A 13747-nucleotide genomic window follows, 5' to 3' on the forward strand; every position below is an offset into this window, starting at 1 on the left:
GTCAGTTCCACCACTGTCCGTCACCTGCGCACCGCGTCGGGAAACGCCGCATCAGAGTTGGCATCAGGTGCCACGGACGACAATACCCGCAAACTGGCCTAACATCTCTTTTCCACGGCAATAAAAAACGAGACTTCATATGTTGGAAGAATTCAAAAAATTCGCCATGCGCGGCAACGTGGTGGACATGGCGGTCGGCATCGTGATCGGCGCGGCATTCGGGAAGATCGTCAGTTCGTTCGTCACCGATGTGTTGATGCCGCCCATCGGTCTCGCGCTGGGCGGTATGGATTTCAGCGAGTTGTTCGTCACGCTGGGCAGCGGCAGTTTTCCCACGCTCGCCGCGGCCAAGGCCGCGGGGGCGCCGACACTGAACTATGGTCTCTTCATCAATGCGCTGATTGACTTCGTCATCATCGCCTTTGCGTTGTTCATGGTGATCAAGGCGATGAACCGGTTGAAGAAAGAAGAGGCCCCGGCCAAGGCACTCGAAGTGAAAAGCTGTCCGGAATGCCTCTCGGAGATTCCGCTCGCCGCCAAGCGCTGCAAGTTCTGCAGCGCTTCACTCAAGTAATCCGGGGATAACTGGCATCCGCTGAGCCGGGCCTGAAGCAATATTTCAGACCCGGCTCGATTGACGCCGACAGCCTTAAACGAGGCTCCCATGTTCCTTGCTCGAACCCTGCATCACGTTAACAATCGTTTACCCTTTGTATTATATTGATATGCATGGGCGCGATGGACGTACCTTGGCAATTTTGTTACAAAAGGCATCCAAAGCATAAGGAAAAGCTCGGTGCAAAAACGAGAAGCTGCGGCGGTCATCAATATCTCCAGCATCAAGGCAGCTTGCAAGGATTGCACGCTCCAGGAATTATGTCTGCCGCTCGGGCTCAATGATGTCGACATTGCTGCTCTTGACAAGGCTGTCAAGCGCCGGCGCACGCTGAAAAAAGGAGAAATGCTTTATCGTTTTGGCGACCCCCTGCGCTCGCTGTACGCGATCCGCAACGGCGCGCTTAAGACCACCGGCCTGATCGAGGACGGTCGCGCCCAGGTGACCGGTTTTTATCTCCCGGGCGAGTTGCTCGGTATCGACGCCATCAGCACCGACAAGCATCCGTGCAGCGCCGAGGCGCTTGAAACCTCGGAGGTCTGTGATATTCCCTACCCGGCGCTGGAGGACTTGGCGACCAAGATCCCCGGCCTGCAGCATCAGCTGTTGCGCATCATGAGCCGCGAGATCGTACGCGACGAGGAGATGCTGATGATGCTGGGGCGCATGACCGCCGAGGAACGTCTGGCCTCTTGTCTGATGAGTTTCTCGCGTCGCTTGGCACGGCTCGGTGGACTGCCCACTGAATTCAAGCTCAGCATGTCGCGCCAGGATCTGGGCGACTACCTCGGGCTTGCGCTCGAGACGGTGAGTCGCCTGCTGTCGCGCTTTCATGACGAAGGCCTGATTAACGTTCATGGCCGGCAGATTACCCTGCGCGACTTGAACCGCCTGCGCAACATGGCCGCCGGCAACGGTCGCGAGCACAACGTCTCGGCCCAATAATTCGTCAACCTGCTTTTTGCCGCAGGGTTGACAAGCCGGCCGGCTTATCCTAAGTTTGTGCCGACTTTCCCCGGAAGAGTCCTGATGCGTCCCGAAACCTCCGAAATCGCCGATCTGTTTGAGTTGCCGTTCAACGATCTCGTCTATCGTGCCCAGACGGTGCACCGCCAGCATTTCGATCCGAACGCGGTCCAGCTTTCCACGCTGCTGTCCATCAAGACCGGCGGTTGCTCCGAAGATTGCGGCTATTGTTCCCAGTCGGCGCGGTTCCACACGGACGTAGAAAGCCAGCCCTTGATGTCGCAGAATGAAGTTATTGCTGCCGCGCGCGCGGCCCAGGCGCGCGGCGCCACCCGCTTCTGCATGGGTGCGGCCTGGCGCGGTCCGAAGGAAAAAGATCTGACTCTGGTCGCGGATATGATCCGCGCGGTCAAGGACCTCGGCCTGGAAACCTGCGCCACGCTCGGCCTGTTGCGCGACGGGCAGGCGGAGCAGCTGGCGCAGGCGGGCCTGGACTACTACAACCACAATCTGGATACGTCACGAGCCCATTACGACAACATTGTTCACACCCATTCTTTCGACAGCCGGCTGGATACGCTGAGAAAGGTGCGTTCCGCCGGGCTCAAGGTCTGCTGCGGCGGCATTATGGGCATGGGGGAATCGCGCACGGACCGTGTTCAGTTCATCGCCGAGCTGGCCGCCCTCGATCCGCCGCCGGAATCGGTGCCGATCAACCTGCTGGTGCATATTCCCGGCACGCCGATGTCCGATAAACAGGCGCTCGACCCCATAGAATTCGTGCGCACCATTGCGGTGGCACGCATTGCCATGCCGACGTCTTTCGTGCGCCTCTCCGCCGGCCGCAGCGCCATGCCCGACCATCTCCAGGCCCTGTGTTTCCTGGCCGGCGCCAATTCCATTTTCTACGGTGACCGGCTGCTAACCACGCCCAACCCGGAATCCGACGCCGATCTCAGGCTGTTCGAGAAATTGGGCATTTACCCCTTGTCCCCTGCAATACCGGCGCCGACGCGCAAAACAGCAGAAGCCTGATAGCTTTTTTGGTTCCGGATTTCCGGACCTCAGCCGCGCGCCTTATTTATGATCCGTTTGTTTGTCTGGCTGCGTCACCGGCAGGCGCACCGGGCGGATTTCAAATTCCATTTTTTCCAGATCGCCGAGTACCCAGGTGGCCGGCGCGCTCACGCCGCCGACGGTGCCGGGGTCGACCCGAAGCGTTTCGCCGCCTTTGATATTTTTAATCCGCTCGATGACGGCGTGATGTTCGTGTCCGTTGCACACGAGTTCGTAATCACCCGTGAGCGCCATGGCCTTGGCGTAATGCGGATAATGGACAATGAAGATTCGTTTCCCCGCCAAAGCGAACGATCCGTCCTGACCGTAGTAATGCGCATGATTTTCCGGCTTGTGCGCCAGCTTTGAAAGATGAAACAAGTCGCCCTGGTTATTACCGTGCACCAGATGTATCGGCAGCCCCAGCGGGATGATGGCGTGCAGCGTGGAGGGCGCCACCAGGTCACCGCAATGAATCACCGCCTGTACGCCCAGTGATTTGGCCTCGGTGACGGCGGCGGCGAGATGATCACGGTGATCGTGACTGTCGGAAACGATGCAGATTTTCATAGGGACGTGATTCTATCGCAGTGAGTGAAGTATGCGCAGCAAGCCCGCGTTTTTATTAGTAAACCAAACATATATAAGTACACTTCTATGTTATAGTATTACAAAATATATTTGACTTACTTTATATCTAAAGGCATACTTTTAAAAAATACGGAGATTCAGCAATGGATACTTACATGACTATCAAAGGCCAGATCGTGATTCCCTCAAAAATCCGGCGGAAACTCGGGATGACAGAGAACACCCGCATCCAAGTGGATGTGGATGAGCAAGCACATAAGATCGTTCTGACCCCTATTACCCGCGAATACATCCAGAGCCTGCGTGGAAAGTACAAGGGGAAAGGCCTGTTGAAAGCCTTGGCGGCGGAAAAGAAGCGCGAGAAGGAGCTTTAAAAATGGCGCGAAAACCCAAGGCGCTTGTCCTCGATTCGTGGGCAGTGCTGGCGTACTTGGAGGATGAAAACTCAAGTCAGAAAGTGGCTGACCTGATCGCCGATGCCCATGAGCATGAAATTCCATTGCTTATGTCAGTCGTGAATGCCGGAGAGGTCTGGTACATCCTTGCGCGCGAAGTATCGGAAACCGAGGCTGATAAAGGTGTCGAGGGCTTGCGGCAACTTGGAATCGATTTTATTGGCGTTGACTGGAAACTGGCACGACAGGCCGGAATGTTTAAATCAAAAAATCGTATGTCATTTGCTGACTGTTTTGCGGCAGCCCTAGCTAAGGAGCAGAAGGCAGAGTTGGTGACTGGAGACAAGGAATTCAAGCAGGTAGAAAGTGACATCCGTATCAGGTGGTTGGAAGCATAAAAGAGGAAGGGTAAGCACATGGCAGAATGGTATTTTGATACTTATCGTCCACAGGACAAGCGACGTGATCCTATTCAAGGAGAATTCTTCTCGTCGGAGACAATTTCAGATCCGGGACGTGCATTGGTGCGCGAAGGAATTCAGAACAGCCTCGATGCAGCCATTGGAGATGAGCCTGTACTCGTTCGCATCTTTGTATCCGGTAAAGAGAATGCGAAGAAGAGCAAAGACGTGAGCGAATTCTTGACGGATGGTTGGGAGCATTTTCGCGCTCCTGATAACGGATTGAGAGAAGTCCCGGATGGCAGCGAACTTTGCGAATTTCTTGTCTTTGAGGATTTCTTTACGAAAGGCCTTACCGGCGATATCTCAAAAGTGCCATACGGAAAGAACCAAAAAAATGCTTTTGCTCATTTCTTCCGAGGCGATGGCATTTCAGATAAAGGCGAAGGTGATCGTGGCAGTTGGGGGGTTGGAAAAACCGTGTTTCAGCGTTCCAGTCGTATCAACACCATGTTCGGATTTACCGTGAGACACGATGACAAAAAGGCCTTGCTCATGGGTATGGCAGTACTGAAAGGACATCAGCTCAACAATAAGGATTATAAGCCCGATGGGTGGTATGGATTGCAGCGCGCTGACGAGATGGTGATGCCGATAGACGATGCGGCCACGCTGGAACGCTTTCGAAAATGTTTCTCATTGGATCGCGGATCGGAGTCTGGCCTGTCAATTGTTGTTCCTTGGTTGGACCCCGAAGTAACCGAAGGCGCGATCGTCGAAGCCGTATTGCGCGACTATTTTTACCCAACTCTGACTGGCAGACTCGAAGTAATTATTAAGACGCCTTCTACAGAAATCACAGTTAGTAAGGATTCGTTGCACGAAGAGATTCAGCGGATTGGTGGAGACTTGGAGCGTGACCTCTGGCCGTTGATCAACCTTGCACGTTGGTCGCTTGGGGAGGGCACAGCGACCATTCCAAAGCTTAAAAGTCCTGATCTGAACAAAGCAATGGATTGGGATGAAAAGCTCATTCCCGAGGAGCTACGCCCACATCTGACGAATCAATTGATGACGAACAAACAGCTTGCAATACGCGTACCTGTTAATGTGCGCGAGAAAAGCAAGCCAGCGCAACCATCGTATTTCGACGTATTTATTATTCGCGATGGTTCGGATAGAAATGAGCGTCCTGTTTTTGTACGTGGCGGGTTAATTATTCCAGACGTCCGACCTCGGCCAAACCGTGGATTAACGGCGCTTGTGATTGTCGAGGACCGTCCACTTGCCACATTCTTAGGTGATTCTGAAAACCCCTCACATACACAATGGCAACATGATGGTTCCCATTTTAAAGGAAAGTACAAGTCTGGGCCAAAAGATCTGAAATTTGTCAGTGACAGCGTCCGCAATATTGTGAGGCTGCTGACGGAGACAGAAAGCGAAGAGGATCGTGACATTCTTTCAGATATTTTCAATCTGCCGGATGGTGAACTACAAGATAAGAAGGCCGGAAAGAATAAGGGAGGAAGTGAGAATGAGGAAAATGGTGGTCACAAGAATGGTAAGCGCATTTTCAATATTTCACGTGTAGATGGCGGCTTTATCATTGCTGCAGCAGGTACTGTTGAGGCGGCAGAAATTCCTAAATCTCTTGAGATACAGGCTGCATACGAGGTTCGACGAGGGAATGCGTTCACTCGTTACATCCCTGAAGATTTTGATTTCAAAGACGATGAATTTGATGTCGAACTTCATAGCGCGACACTTCTGTCGCGCGCTAATAATCGGATTTCGGCAAAGCTTGATGATAAAGACTTTCAAGTTACCGTTAGGGGTTTTGACGTCAATCGGGATGTGCGTGTAAGAGTCACCGCTGGAGAAGACTGATATGCCGATACGGTCATTTAACTACACAGGTCGCCGACGCATCACTAGAGATGAGGTCAGTCTCAGATTGAGCCAATTGTCTGACAAGACGGGCACATTTGATGCTGATATTCGTCTAGACAAGGGCCATGAGATTCCGGCAGATGCTGTGGTATGTGTTGAAGCATATCGTGGGTCCAGCGCAAGCTGGATGCGCTTTCCGTACGGAACTGTTGGAGCGCTAAAACCACCGTCGGATAGACGGTTAACCGAATTTGATGGAACTGACGGAATTCTCTTTCGCGTAAAAGTTACATCGCCAGGTGAGAAGCAGGGCTTGATCTTGGCCGAGGCAGATGAGTTGTCTCCCCGGCAACCGGATGAAGAGGAACAATCACGACAATCGATCTTACCAGTCAGGTCTGACAAGAATCTGGAGAAGCGTGTATGGAGGCTTGATTTCAGTGATAAGCCGGTACTTTTGATAAATAGTGCTCTCGGTGAAAAGTGGGATGTTGTTAGAGACCAGGCATTCAGGTCATTGGTTATGCCTGAAGTTCTGGAGGCAATACTCGTTCGTATCCTGCTTGTGGATAAGGACAAGGGCGATACTCAAGATGATGATACCGGTGATTGGCGCACGCAATGGTTGAGGTTTGTCCGTTCTATTCCAGTGACAACTGAGCCGCCGGACATCGAGGATGAGGGTGCGCTCGAAGAATGGATAGAGCAAGTTGTTGCGGCATTTTCACGTAGACTTCAGATGCTTGATCTGTACGAAGAGTATCGTAGCAGGGGGGACAAATGAGACTGCGGCGTCTAAATGAAAAAGGCATCGAAGAACTGGGAATGTACTTGGATGCACTTGCAGATAACCCGATGCTCACACCTCCAGCAGAAATTCTTGAAGATCAAGCGAAGTCTGAGAGTCTTTCAGTTAAGGTTGATATCGACAGCAAGAAGTTCTCGAATCGATTTGATGCTGCGAAATATCTTTATGATAAGTTCATCGAAGCAGGTGTAGCAGATTCCGATTTAGACAGGGGTGTATGGGCTTGGTTGTCGCTGTTCTGGTTCGACACGCTTCGCCCGCCCGCCGGAAAACAGGCAAAGAAATGGCCAGGAGAGCGGGCACGCTGGATTCCTTCGGAATCGCATGACTGGAAGAAGTTCTACAGACACCTTCTGGCAGGGCCTTGGCGGGTGTACCGGTTTCACCGGGATAATCCGGAGCGTGCTAGGGTAGTTCTGTGCGGTCCTCTCTACGCCCCAGGCGAGGCAAGCGAACAAATATTGTCGAGACAGGAGGTTGTGACAAACCGTAGCGTGGTCGAGCTTGCAACGCGCATGTATTACGATCCCATTGGGAAGAAGGTGAAGCGTGGAGCGGCCAGTAAAGGGGCGGGTACGTTTCGTCGCTTTGCAAATGATTTCCTCAACCAATTCGATATGACGTGGGATCTTTATGCAATGACAGCAGACCAAGTTGCAACTCTTCTGCCAAAAGAGTTTAATCGCTTTCTGTCAGAAAGACGCTAGAATCGAATTATCAGACAGCGGGGCTTTCAATGAAACTTCTTGATCAGATGTCAAAGAGTGAGTTGCTGGAGCTGCTTGCAGCCGCGATAGATGGTATTGACGGCTATGAGTCAGAAACTGGTGACCTCAGGTATTGGGATAAAAAGAAAATTGAGCAGGCGCGCCATATCATCAACCAGATGACAATAGACGCTTGAGCCTGACGGTAAGAGTTTTCACATCGTTGGTCTGACACTCCCAGACCGTAATTACTTTCCACCCGAGTTTCCGAAGATGCCGACGCGCACGCGCATCGCGGTCTCGGTTCTCTGTGAACTTGCGCAGCCAGAAGGTTCGGCGTGTTTTTGGCGTATAGGTGAACCGACAACGCGAGTGCCTGTGCCAGAAACAACCATGAACAAACACCACAGTATTGCGTCGCGGGAGGACAATATCCGGTCTCCCTGGCAGATCCTTCACATGAAGTTGTATTCGATAACCGAGCCGGCGAATTGCTGATCTGACTATCTTTTCCGGGAAAGTGTCTTGGCTGCGAATTTGGGACATATTCCAACTCCGCTTAGCTTTGCTGAGGGTATCCATACCTCAAATTGCACCAGCCTGTTTCAGCACGACGTGCACAATTTCGGCTATCTGAAGTGCAAGCAGAGGCGGAACTGCGTTTCCGACTTGTACATATTGCGCCGTGCGAGGGCCACAGAAGAAATAGTTGTCCGGGAAGGTTTGAATTCTGGCAGCTTCTCTTACAGTCAGGCTGCGACATTGAGAGGCGTCTGGGTGGATGTAGTAATGGCCATCCTTTGAAATGTGACTGGTGATAGTAGTGGCGGGGCGTCCCCATTGCTGCACCCGGAAACGGTCAGCAAAATACGCACCATCGAGCGCATCTTCGACATTCGAATGTTCTGGAAGAAGATCGGCTGGAAAGTCGCTGATCACTGGCGATCGTCCGTGAATCTTTGCAAAGCAACTTGCGTAAAGATATCGGTACAGGTCATTGGTTATGTGTGACCGACTGCTGTGATTACACGCACCCTCCAAGTGCTTATCAAGGAACCAGTCTGGTCGGTGAGTTATGTTTGGCGCGCATGGGACAAACTCAGCGCCCCGATCTGCGTTGGGTTGTCGCACATGCTGGGTCAATTCACGCAAAAGCTTGTAAACTTCAGCTCCTGCTTTCTTCTTGGAGGCCTCAAACCAGCGTCGTTCGCGCGCTGCATGAAGGGCATGAGCCCAATTATCAGCACTATCATTCCCGTTGGAAAGCCCGCTTCGCAATCTCGGTAATCCATCAAGAACATGGTTTGTCGGGATCGGCGCATGTTTGAAAAGACTTGGTGGCTGTGCCTGTTCGAGGTCTTCTCGTACACCCAGCAGGATGAGCCGGTGACGCGCCTGTGGAATACCGTGCTGTTCCATACGCACCACGTAGTCCGATGATACGAGCGGTTTGGTAGTGTCAGTATGGATAACCGAATAGATGCGGTAACGAGCCCGTGTCTTATTGCGCCCCTGTTGGTTTATTTTACGCCCCTCTCGCGCGAGCGCCCGAGAGGGGTCACGCAAGTCATCGACGATGCGGGTAAACACATATTGGTTTTTTACTGTTGCTGACAGCAGTCCTTTGACATTCTCCATCACAAACATCGCCGGGACATGATCCGCAATAACCTGCAAGTATTCGAGATAAAGATACTGCTTCCGGTCATTTTCTGGCTTGTAGTCCAATATCCCTTTGTTTCGTGACCGGCCTGCCAGTGAATATGCCTGGCATGGCGGGCCACCAATGAGAACCCATTCAGTCGACCCGTCTAAGGCCGTGTCGATTGCACCCCTGATTCTTGTCTGTTCGGCAGGGCCAAGCTCAGCATGCATGGCTTGACGAGAGGCCGCTTCGAATTCTTTTGGATATTTCTCATAAAGCTGCGTAAGCCTATGTTCTTGAGACTCTTTGGGATTTCTCAGAAATTCGTAATATTCCTTAGGAAAACGATTCTCAGAAAATTGTCGCAGGAAGGTTCTCAGAAGAAGAGTTTTATGTGCGGTACGCTCCTTCTCGATAGAGAGCATAACCTTGAAGGGGTGCTGCTTATCAGATAAACAGAAAGCAGAAAAACCCTCACCAAGCCCGCCGGGACCAGCGAAGAGATCGATTATCGGGATTATCTTACATCGTGACATGAATTTTATATTACCTGAATTAGAAGGCCGGCTGTCGCTTGGTAGTGAGGATTTTCTGGCGAAAAAGAAAAGGGCCAGCTTGCGCCGGCCCTAATTGATAAATTTTACCCCTCATCCCCACCCCTTCTCCCGCAAGGGGAGAAGGGAGCGAGCCGAAGCGCGCAGAGCGCGCACTCTATAAGAGTGGCACGATCAGCAGCGCCACGATATTGATGATCTTGATCATGGGGTTGATCGCCGGGCCGGCGGTGTCCTTGTAGGGGTCGCCCACGGTGTCGCCGGTGATCGCGGCCTTGTGCGCCTCCGAACCCTTGCCGCCGTGCCTAAGGTTTGGCTGTTTGCGAGAGCTCTTCCCAGGCGCGTGCGTGGGCAGGCTCGAGCAATCGGCGCGCGGCTGTGACTGCGGGGGCGAGGTATTTTCTGGCGCGGCGCGGAACCTGCGCCAGGGCGGATTCGATAGCGCCCGGGTGGCTCTCCGCCAGCGCCGCGCACAGCACGCAGGCCTGGAAGACGTCCTTGCCGGATTTCGCCTCACGCCCGGTGCGCAGGCGCGAGACGATGAGCTTGTGCACGGCGAAGCGCTCGGGCAGGGGCACCCGCACCGGGCAGCAGCCTTCGCGCGCCATCAGCATCGCCGTCTGGGACTCGGCCAGGAGATAGGAGAGGTAGGGCAGGCCCGTGGCGTGCGCCTGGAGTTCAGGCACGGGCACCACGGGAAAATCCTCGTTTGCCGAGGGCACCAGCAGATCGACATGAAACCGCGACCGGCCGCGCTGTTTGAAAGAAGTCGGCGGTTTCTTGCGGTTGAGTGGGGGCACTTTGACGAAGGGGATCCCGGAATCCTTCAGCATCTCGAGCAGGCCTTGTTCGGGCGACATTTCAAACGCGAGCGCTTCACGCCGGGCGATGTCGATGTCTTCCGTGGCATACGGTGTCGCACGGACACCCAGCCGGTTCAGCAGCACCCCGTAGGCGTGCGAGCCGATGAGCATCCCGCCGGCCCCGAACACTCCGTGATTGTGCAGGCTGGCCAGGGTGGCATAAGTCCTGGCATCGACCAGATTGAATCCCTCCCGCCCCAGCAGGCGCAGCGAGGGCACGATCTCCTTCAGCTCCTTGATTCGCTCGCGCAACCCGGCCGCGGCGGCATCGGCCTTCGGGTCGCCCACGGGCCCCGCCAGGTAGCGCTCGCGCTTCTTGCCCTCGCCGTCATAGAACTGGTGGGCGTAGAAGCGAAACCCGGAGGCATTCTTGCGCTCGATGACCGAGCCGGCGGTGCCGACGAAGACCTCGCCCTGGTTAAGCGCATGGTTCTCCAGGTCGGCGTACAACACTGTCAGCGAACGGCGGTGCGGTGTGAACATGGGGAGCCGTCGGTTGGTATCCGTCATAACGAAATCCTAGTGGATACTATAGTATCCGTCAACAACAGATAATGACGGATACTGACCGGGTTTATGACGCGGCCGGAACCGGGAAAGGGCCTGTCTCAAAATTAAATCCCCTCCCCCTGACCCCCTCCCGCAAGGGGAGGGGGGGAAATAATTTTGAGACAGGTTCGAGTAAATTGCTCCCGCGTGCGGCAGAGGCTGGAGAGGCTCGCCGCCGGTGCACAGAAAAACAAAAGGGCCGGCAAAGCCGGCCCTTTTTGATGATGGAACCCTCTCCCAGACCTCTCCCGCACCCTCACCCTCATTCCCTCTCCCGCTTCGCGGGAGAGGGAGGCGAGCCGTGGTGCGCTGCGCGCACACCCCATTTACATGGCGGGAGAGGGGATTCGGTGGGAATCTTCTACTATAAGAGGGGGACGATCAGCAGCGCCACGATGTTGATGATCTTGATCATGGGATTGATCGCAGGTCCCGCCGTGTCCTTGTAGGGGTCGCCCACGGTGTCGCCGGTGATCGCGGCTTTGTGCGCCTCTGAACCCTTGCCGCCGTGCTTGCCGTTTTCGATGTATTTCTTGGCATTATCCCAGGCGCCGCCGCCGGTGGTCATGGAGATGGCGACAAAGATACCGGTCACGATGGAGCCGAGCAGCACGCCGCCGAGCGCCTCGCGTCCGAGGGTGAAGCCGACGACGATGGGCACCAGCACCGGCAGTAGCGACGGGACGATCATCTCCTTGATCGCGGCTTTGGTCAGCATGTCCACGGCCTTGGAATAATCCGGTTTGGCCTTGCCTTCCATGATGCCCTTGATGGTTTTGAACTGGCGGCGTACCTCCACCACCACGCTGCCCGCGGCGCGGCCCACCGCCTCCATGGCGAGGGCGCCGAAGAGGTAAGGGATCAGGCCGCCGATGAATAGACCGATGATCACGTTGGGGTTGGTGAGGCTGAATTCCACTGCCTTGCCGGCGTGTTTGAGCGCGTCGGTGTAGTCCGCGAACAGCACCAGCGCCGCCAGGCCTGCCGAGGCGATGGCGTAGCCCTTGGTGACGGCCTTGGTGGTGTTGCCGACGGCGTCCAGCGGATCGGTGATGTCGCGCACTTTTTTCGGCAGCCCCGCCATTTCAGCGATTCCGCCGGCGTTGTCGGTGACCGGACCATAGGCATCGAGCGCCACGATGACGCCGGTCATCGACAGCATCGAGGTCGCGGCGATGGCTATCCCGTAGAGCTCAGCAAGTTCATAGGCACCCCAGATGCTGGCGCACACCGCCAGCACCGGCAGCGCCGTCGCTTTCATGGACAGGCCGAGGCCGGCGATGACGTTGGTGCCATGGCCCGTGGTCGAGGCCTGCGCGATCTTGCGCACCGGGCTGTACTGGGTGGCGGTGTAGTACTCGGTGATGACCACCATGGCGGTGGTGAGCGCGAGCCCGATGAGCGCCGCGCCGTAAATCTGCATGGTGCTGTAGGAGCCGTTGCCGACCATCATTTTGTCGGTCACGAAATAAAACGCGATCGCGGCCAGCACCCCGGAGGTGATTACGGCGCGATACAGGCCGTTCATGATTTTTTCCTTCTTGCTGACCTTGACGGTGAAGGTGCCGAGGATGGAGGCGAGGATGGACACGCCACCGAGGACCAGCGGATACAGCACGGCGTTGCCGAAATTCGGCAGCACCATGCTGCCAAGCAGCATGGTGGCGATGATGGTCACGGCGTAGGTCTCGAACAGGTCGGCGGCCATGCCGGCGCAGTCGCCGACGTTGTCACCCACGTTGTCCGCGATCACCGCCGGGTTGCGCGGGTCATCTTCGGGGATGCCGGCCTCGACCTTGCCGACGAGGTCAGCGCCCACGTCGGCGCCCTTGGTGAAGATACCGCCGCCGAGACGCGCGAAGATTGAAATGAGCGAGCCGCCGAAGGCGAGCCCGACCAGCGGTGCTATCAGTTCCGACTGGGAGAAGCCGGGATATAAATGTTTGAGCAGGGCGTAATACCCGGCCACGCCCAGCAGTCCGAGGCCGACCACCAGCAAGCCGGTGATAGCGCCCGAGCGGAACGCCACTTGCAGTGCCGGGTTGAGCCCGTCCTTGGCCGCCTCGGTGGTGCGCACGTTGGCACGCACCGAAATGTGCATGCCGATATAGCCGGTGGCAGCGGAAAGCAGTGCGCCGATGGCGAAGCCAATGGCAGTGCGGGGATCGAGCACGAAATAAATAACGAGGAATAGAATCACGCCGACGACAGCAATAGTGGTGTACTGGCGATTCAGGTAGGCCGAGGCGCCTTCCTGAATGGCGGCGGCGATTTCGCGCATGCGCTCGCTGCCGGTGGGTTTATCCAGCACCCATTTGATGGACACCACGCCGTATACGATAGCGGCGACGGCGCAAGCAAGGGCAAAGATCAGGCTGTCAGACATGTGTTTCCTCCCGCAAGTGAAACGTTGCTGCGCCGTTAGGCGCTTTGGTTATCGAAGAGTGCTGAAAGTAACTGATTCAGTTGAATCGCTTCGTTGATCCAAATCAATTGTAATTCAAGGCGTTTATTTCTTCATGGTTAAACCGCCTTCGAAATGCATTCCCGGTTCGAAGCCAAATACCCTGTCGAGATTCAAGTCACGGATTAGCCGGTCCACGGCTGCCTGGCTGTGCTCACGGCTGACTTCCGCGAGAATCAGCTTGGACGAATTGGCGTTGTAGAACCCGCCAAAACCCGCCTGTACCGTGAGCAATTCCG

At 55.1% G+C, this 13747-nt stretch carries 15 protein-coding genes and 1 pseudogene; 9 read left to right on the top strand and 7 right to left on the bottom strand.

Annotation, left to right across the window (positions count from 1 at the left end; all coding sequences use genetic code 11):
- Nucleotides 1–139 precede the first annotated feature (139 nt).
- From mscL to bioB, 3 genes are all read left to right on the top strand, one after another.
- Nucleotides 140–574, top strand: a complete 435-nt coding sequence (gene mscL / locus NUV55_RS05885; protein WP_296671208.1) for a large conductance mechanosensitive channel protein MscL — start codon at nucleotides 140–142, stop codon at nucleotides 572–574.
- A 222-nt stretch (nucleotides 575–796) separates the two neighbouring features.
- On the top strand, nucleotides 797–1561 hold the full coding sequence (gene fnr, locus NUV55_RS05890) for a fumarate/nitrate reduction transcriptional regulator Fnr (protein ID WP_296671210.1): 765 nt from the start codon (nucleotides 797–799) through the stop codon (nucleotides 1559–1561).
- 84 nt (nucleotides 1562–1645) lie between these two features.
- Entirely contained in the window at nucleotides 1646–2617 is a 972-nt protein-coding gene (bioB, locus tag NUV55_RS05895; RefSeq protein ID WP_296671212.1) for a biotin synthase BioB, read from the top strand.
- A 42-nt stretch (nucleotides 2618–2659) separates the two neighbouring features.
- Here the strand turns inward: bioB and NUV55_RS05900 are convergent, their stop codons facing one another.
- The gene (locus NUV55_RS05900) at nucleotides 2660–3208 is read right to left on the bottom strand and encodes a metallophosphoesterase family protein (protein ID WP_296671213.1); all 549 of its coding nucleotides are present in this window, start codon (nucleotides 3206–3208) and stop codon (nucleotides 2660–2662) included.
- Between the two features lie 164 nt (nucleotides 3209–3372).
- Between NUV55_RS05900 and NUV55_RS05905 the strand changes: the two genes are divergently transcribed.
- The 6 genes from NUV55_RS05905 (at nucleotide 3373) to NUV55_RS05930 (ending at nucleotide 7630) form a co-directional block, all read left to right on the top strand.
- Complete coding sequence (locus NUV55_RS05905; RefSeq protein WP_296671215.1) at nucleotides 3373–3603, top strand: AbrB/MazE/SpoVT family DNA-binding domain-containing protein; 231 nt, start codon at nucleotides 3373–3375, stop codon at nucleotides 3601–3603.
- A 2-nt stretch (nucleotides 3604–3605) separates the two neighbouring features.
- Nucleotides 3606–4022 carry a type II toxin-antitoxin system VapC family toxin gene (locus tag NUV55_RS05910; RefSeq protein ID WP_296671216.1) on the top strand — a complete coding sequence of 139 codons (417 nt, stop codon included), beginning with the start codon at nucleotides 3606–3608 and terminating at the stop codon, nucleotides 4020–4022.
- Between the two features lie 18 nt (nucleotides 4023–4040).
- Entirely contained in the window at nucleotides 4041–5915 is a 1875-nt protein-coding gene (locus NUV55_RS05915; RefSeq protein WP_296671218.1) for a hypothetical protein, read from the top strand.
- Nucleotides 5916–5982: 67 nt separating this feature from the next.
- Nucleotides 5983–6702 (top strand): hypothetical protein, encoded by a 720-nt coding sequence (locus NUV55_RS05920; protein WP_296671220.1) that lies wholly within the window; start codon nucleotides 5983–5985, stop codon nucleotides 6700–6702.
- Nucleotides 6699–7433 (top strand): hypothetical protein, encoded by a 735-nt coding sequence (locus NUV55_RS05925; RefSeq protein WP_296671222.1) that lies wholly within the window; start codon nucleotides 6699–6701, stop codon nucleotides 7431–7433. Before NUV55_RS05920 ends, NUV55_RS05925 begins: the two co-directional genes overlap by 4 nt.
- Before the next feature lie 29 nt (nucleotides 7434–7462).
- Nucleotides 7463–7630 (top strand): hypothetical protein, encoded by a 168-nt coding sequence (locus NUV55_RS05930; RefSeq protein WP_296671223.1) that lies wholly within the window; start codon nucleotides 7463–7465, stop codon nucleotides 7628–7630.
- On the opposite strand, the gene NUV55_RS05935 is transcribed toward NUV55_RS05930, so the two are convergent.
- The 6 genes and pseudogenes from NUV55_RS05935 to NUV55_RS05960 all read right to left on the bottom strand — a co-directional run bounded on the left by NUV55_RS05935 (nucleotide 7605) and on the right by NUV55_RS05960 (nucleotide 13742).
- Nucleotides 7605–8015 carry a very short patch repair endonuclease gene (locus NUV55_RS05935; RefSeq protein WP_296671225.1) on the bottom strand — a complete coding sequence of 137 codons (411 nt, stop codon included), beginning with the start codon at nucleotides 8013–8015 and terminating at the stop codon, nucleotides 7605–7607. The two genes, NUV55_RS05930 and NUV55_RS05935, sit on opposite strands and share 26 nt — an antisense overlap.
- A 3-nt stretch (nucleotides 8016–8018) precedes the next feature.
- Nucleotides 8019–9614, bottom strand: coding sequence for a DNA cytosine methyltransferase (locus NUV55_RS05940; RefSeq protein WP_296671226.1), 1596 nt, complete (start codon nucleotides 9612–9614; stop codon nucleotides 8019–8021).
- 175 nt (nucleotides 9615–9789) lie between these two features.
- A pseudogene (locus NUV55_RS05945) lies at nucleotides 9790–9936 on the bottom strand (sodium/proton-translocating pyrophosphatase); the annotation flags it as partial.
- 1 nt (nucleotide 9937) lies between these two features.
- Nucleotides 9938–11005, bottom strand: a complete 1068-nt coding sequence (locus tag NUV55_RS05950) for a GSU2403 family nucleotidyltransferase fold protein (RefSeq protein ID WP_296671228.1) — start codon at nucleotides 11003–11005, stop codon at nucleotides 9938–9940.
- Between the two features lie 403 nt (nucleotides 11006–11408).
- Nucleotides 11409–13430 carry a sodium-translocating pyrophosphatase gene (locus NUV55_RS05955; RefSeq protein WP_296671230.1) on the bottom strand — a complete coding sequence of 674 codons (2022 nt, stop codon included), beginning with the start codon at nucleotides 13428–13430 and terminating at the stop codon, nucleotides 11409–11411.
- A 123-nt stretch (nucleotides 13431–13553) separates the two neighbouring features.
- Complete coding sequence (locus NUV55_RS05960) at nucleotides 13554–13742, bottom strand: hypothetical protein (protein ID WP_296671231.1); 189 nt, start codon at nucleotides 13740–13742, stop codon at nucleotides 13554–13556.
- Nucleotides 13743–13747: the final 5 nt, after the last annotated feature.

The organism is Sulfuricaulis sp. (genome assembly GCF_024653915.1).
GTDB lineage: Bacteria > Pseudomonadota > Gammaproteobacteria > Acidiferrobacterales > Sulfurifustaceae > Sulfuricaulis.

Bases quoted from the DNA above. Each gene is read 5' to 3' on its own strand.
- NUV55_RS05935 (WP_296671225.1), bottom strand. From the start codon at position 8,015: ATGGATACCCTCAGCAAAGCTAAGCGGAGTTGGAATATGTCCCAAATT.
- NUV55_RS05925 (WP_296671222.1), top strand. From the start codon at position 6,699: ATGAGACTGCGGCGTCTAAATGAAAAAGGCATCGAAGAACTGGGAATG.
- NUV55_RS05940 (WP_296671226.1), bottom strand. From the start codon at position 9,614: ATGTCACGATGTAAGATAATCCCGATAATCGATCTCTTCGCTGGTCCC.
- bioB (WP_296671212.1), top strand. From the start codon at position 1,646: ATGCGTCCCGAAACCTCCGAAATCGCCGATCTGTTTGAGTTGCCGTTC.
- NUV55_RS05950 (WP_296671228.1), bottom strand. From the start codon at position 11,005: ATGACGGATACCAACCGACGGCTCCCCATGTTCACACCGCACCGCCGT.
- mscL (WP_296671208.1), top strand. From the start codon at position 140: ATGTTGGAAGAATTCAAAAAATTCGCCATGCGCGGCAACGTGGTGGAC.
- NUV55_RS05900 (WP_296671213.1), bottom strand. From the start codon at position 3,208: ATGAAAATCTGCATCGTTTCCGACAGTCACGATCACCGTGATCATCTC.
- NUV55_RS05955 (WP_296671230.1), bottom strand. From the start codon at position 13,430: ATGTCTGACAGCCTGATCTTTGCCCTTGCTTGCGCCGTCGCCGCTATC.
- NUV55_RS05905 (WP_296671215.1), top strand. From the start codon at position 3,373: ATGGATACTTACATGACTATCAAAGGCCAGATCGTGATTCCCTCAAAA.
- NUV55_RS05910 (WP_296671216.1), top strand. From the start codon at position 3,606: ATGGCGCGAAAACCCAAGGCGCTTGTCCTCGATTCGTGGGCAGTGCTG.
- NUV55_RS05915 (WP_296671218.1), top strand. From the start codon at position 4,041: ATGGCAGAATGGTATTTTGATACTTATCGTCCACAGGACAAGCGACGT.
- NUV55_RS05930 (WP_296671223.1), top strand. From the start codon at position 7,463: ATGAAACTTCTTGATCAGATGTCAAAGAGTGAGTTGCTGGAGCTGCTT.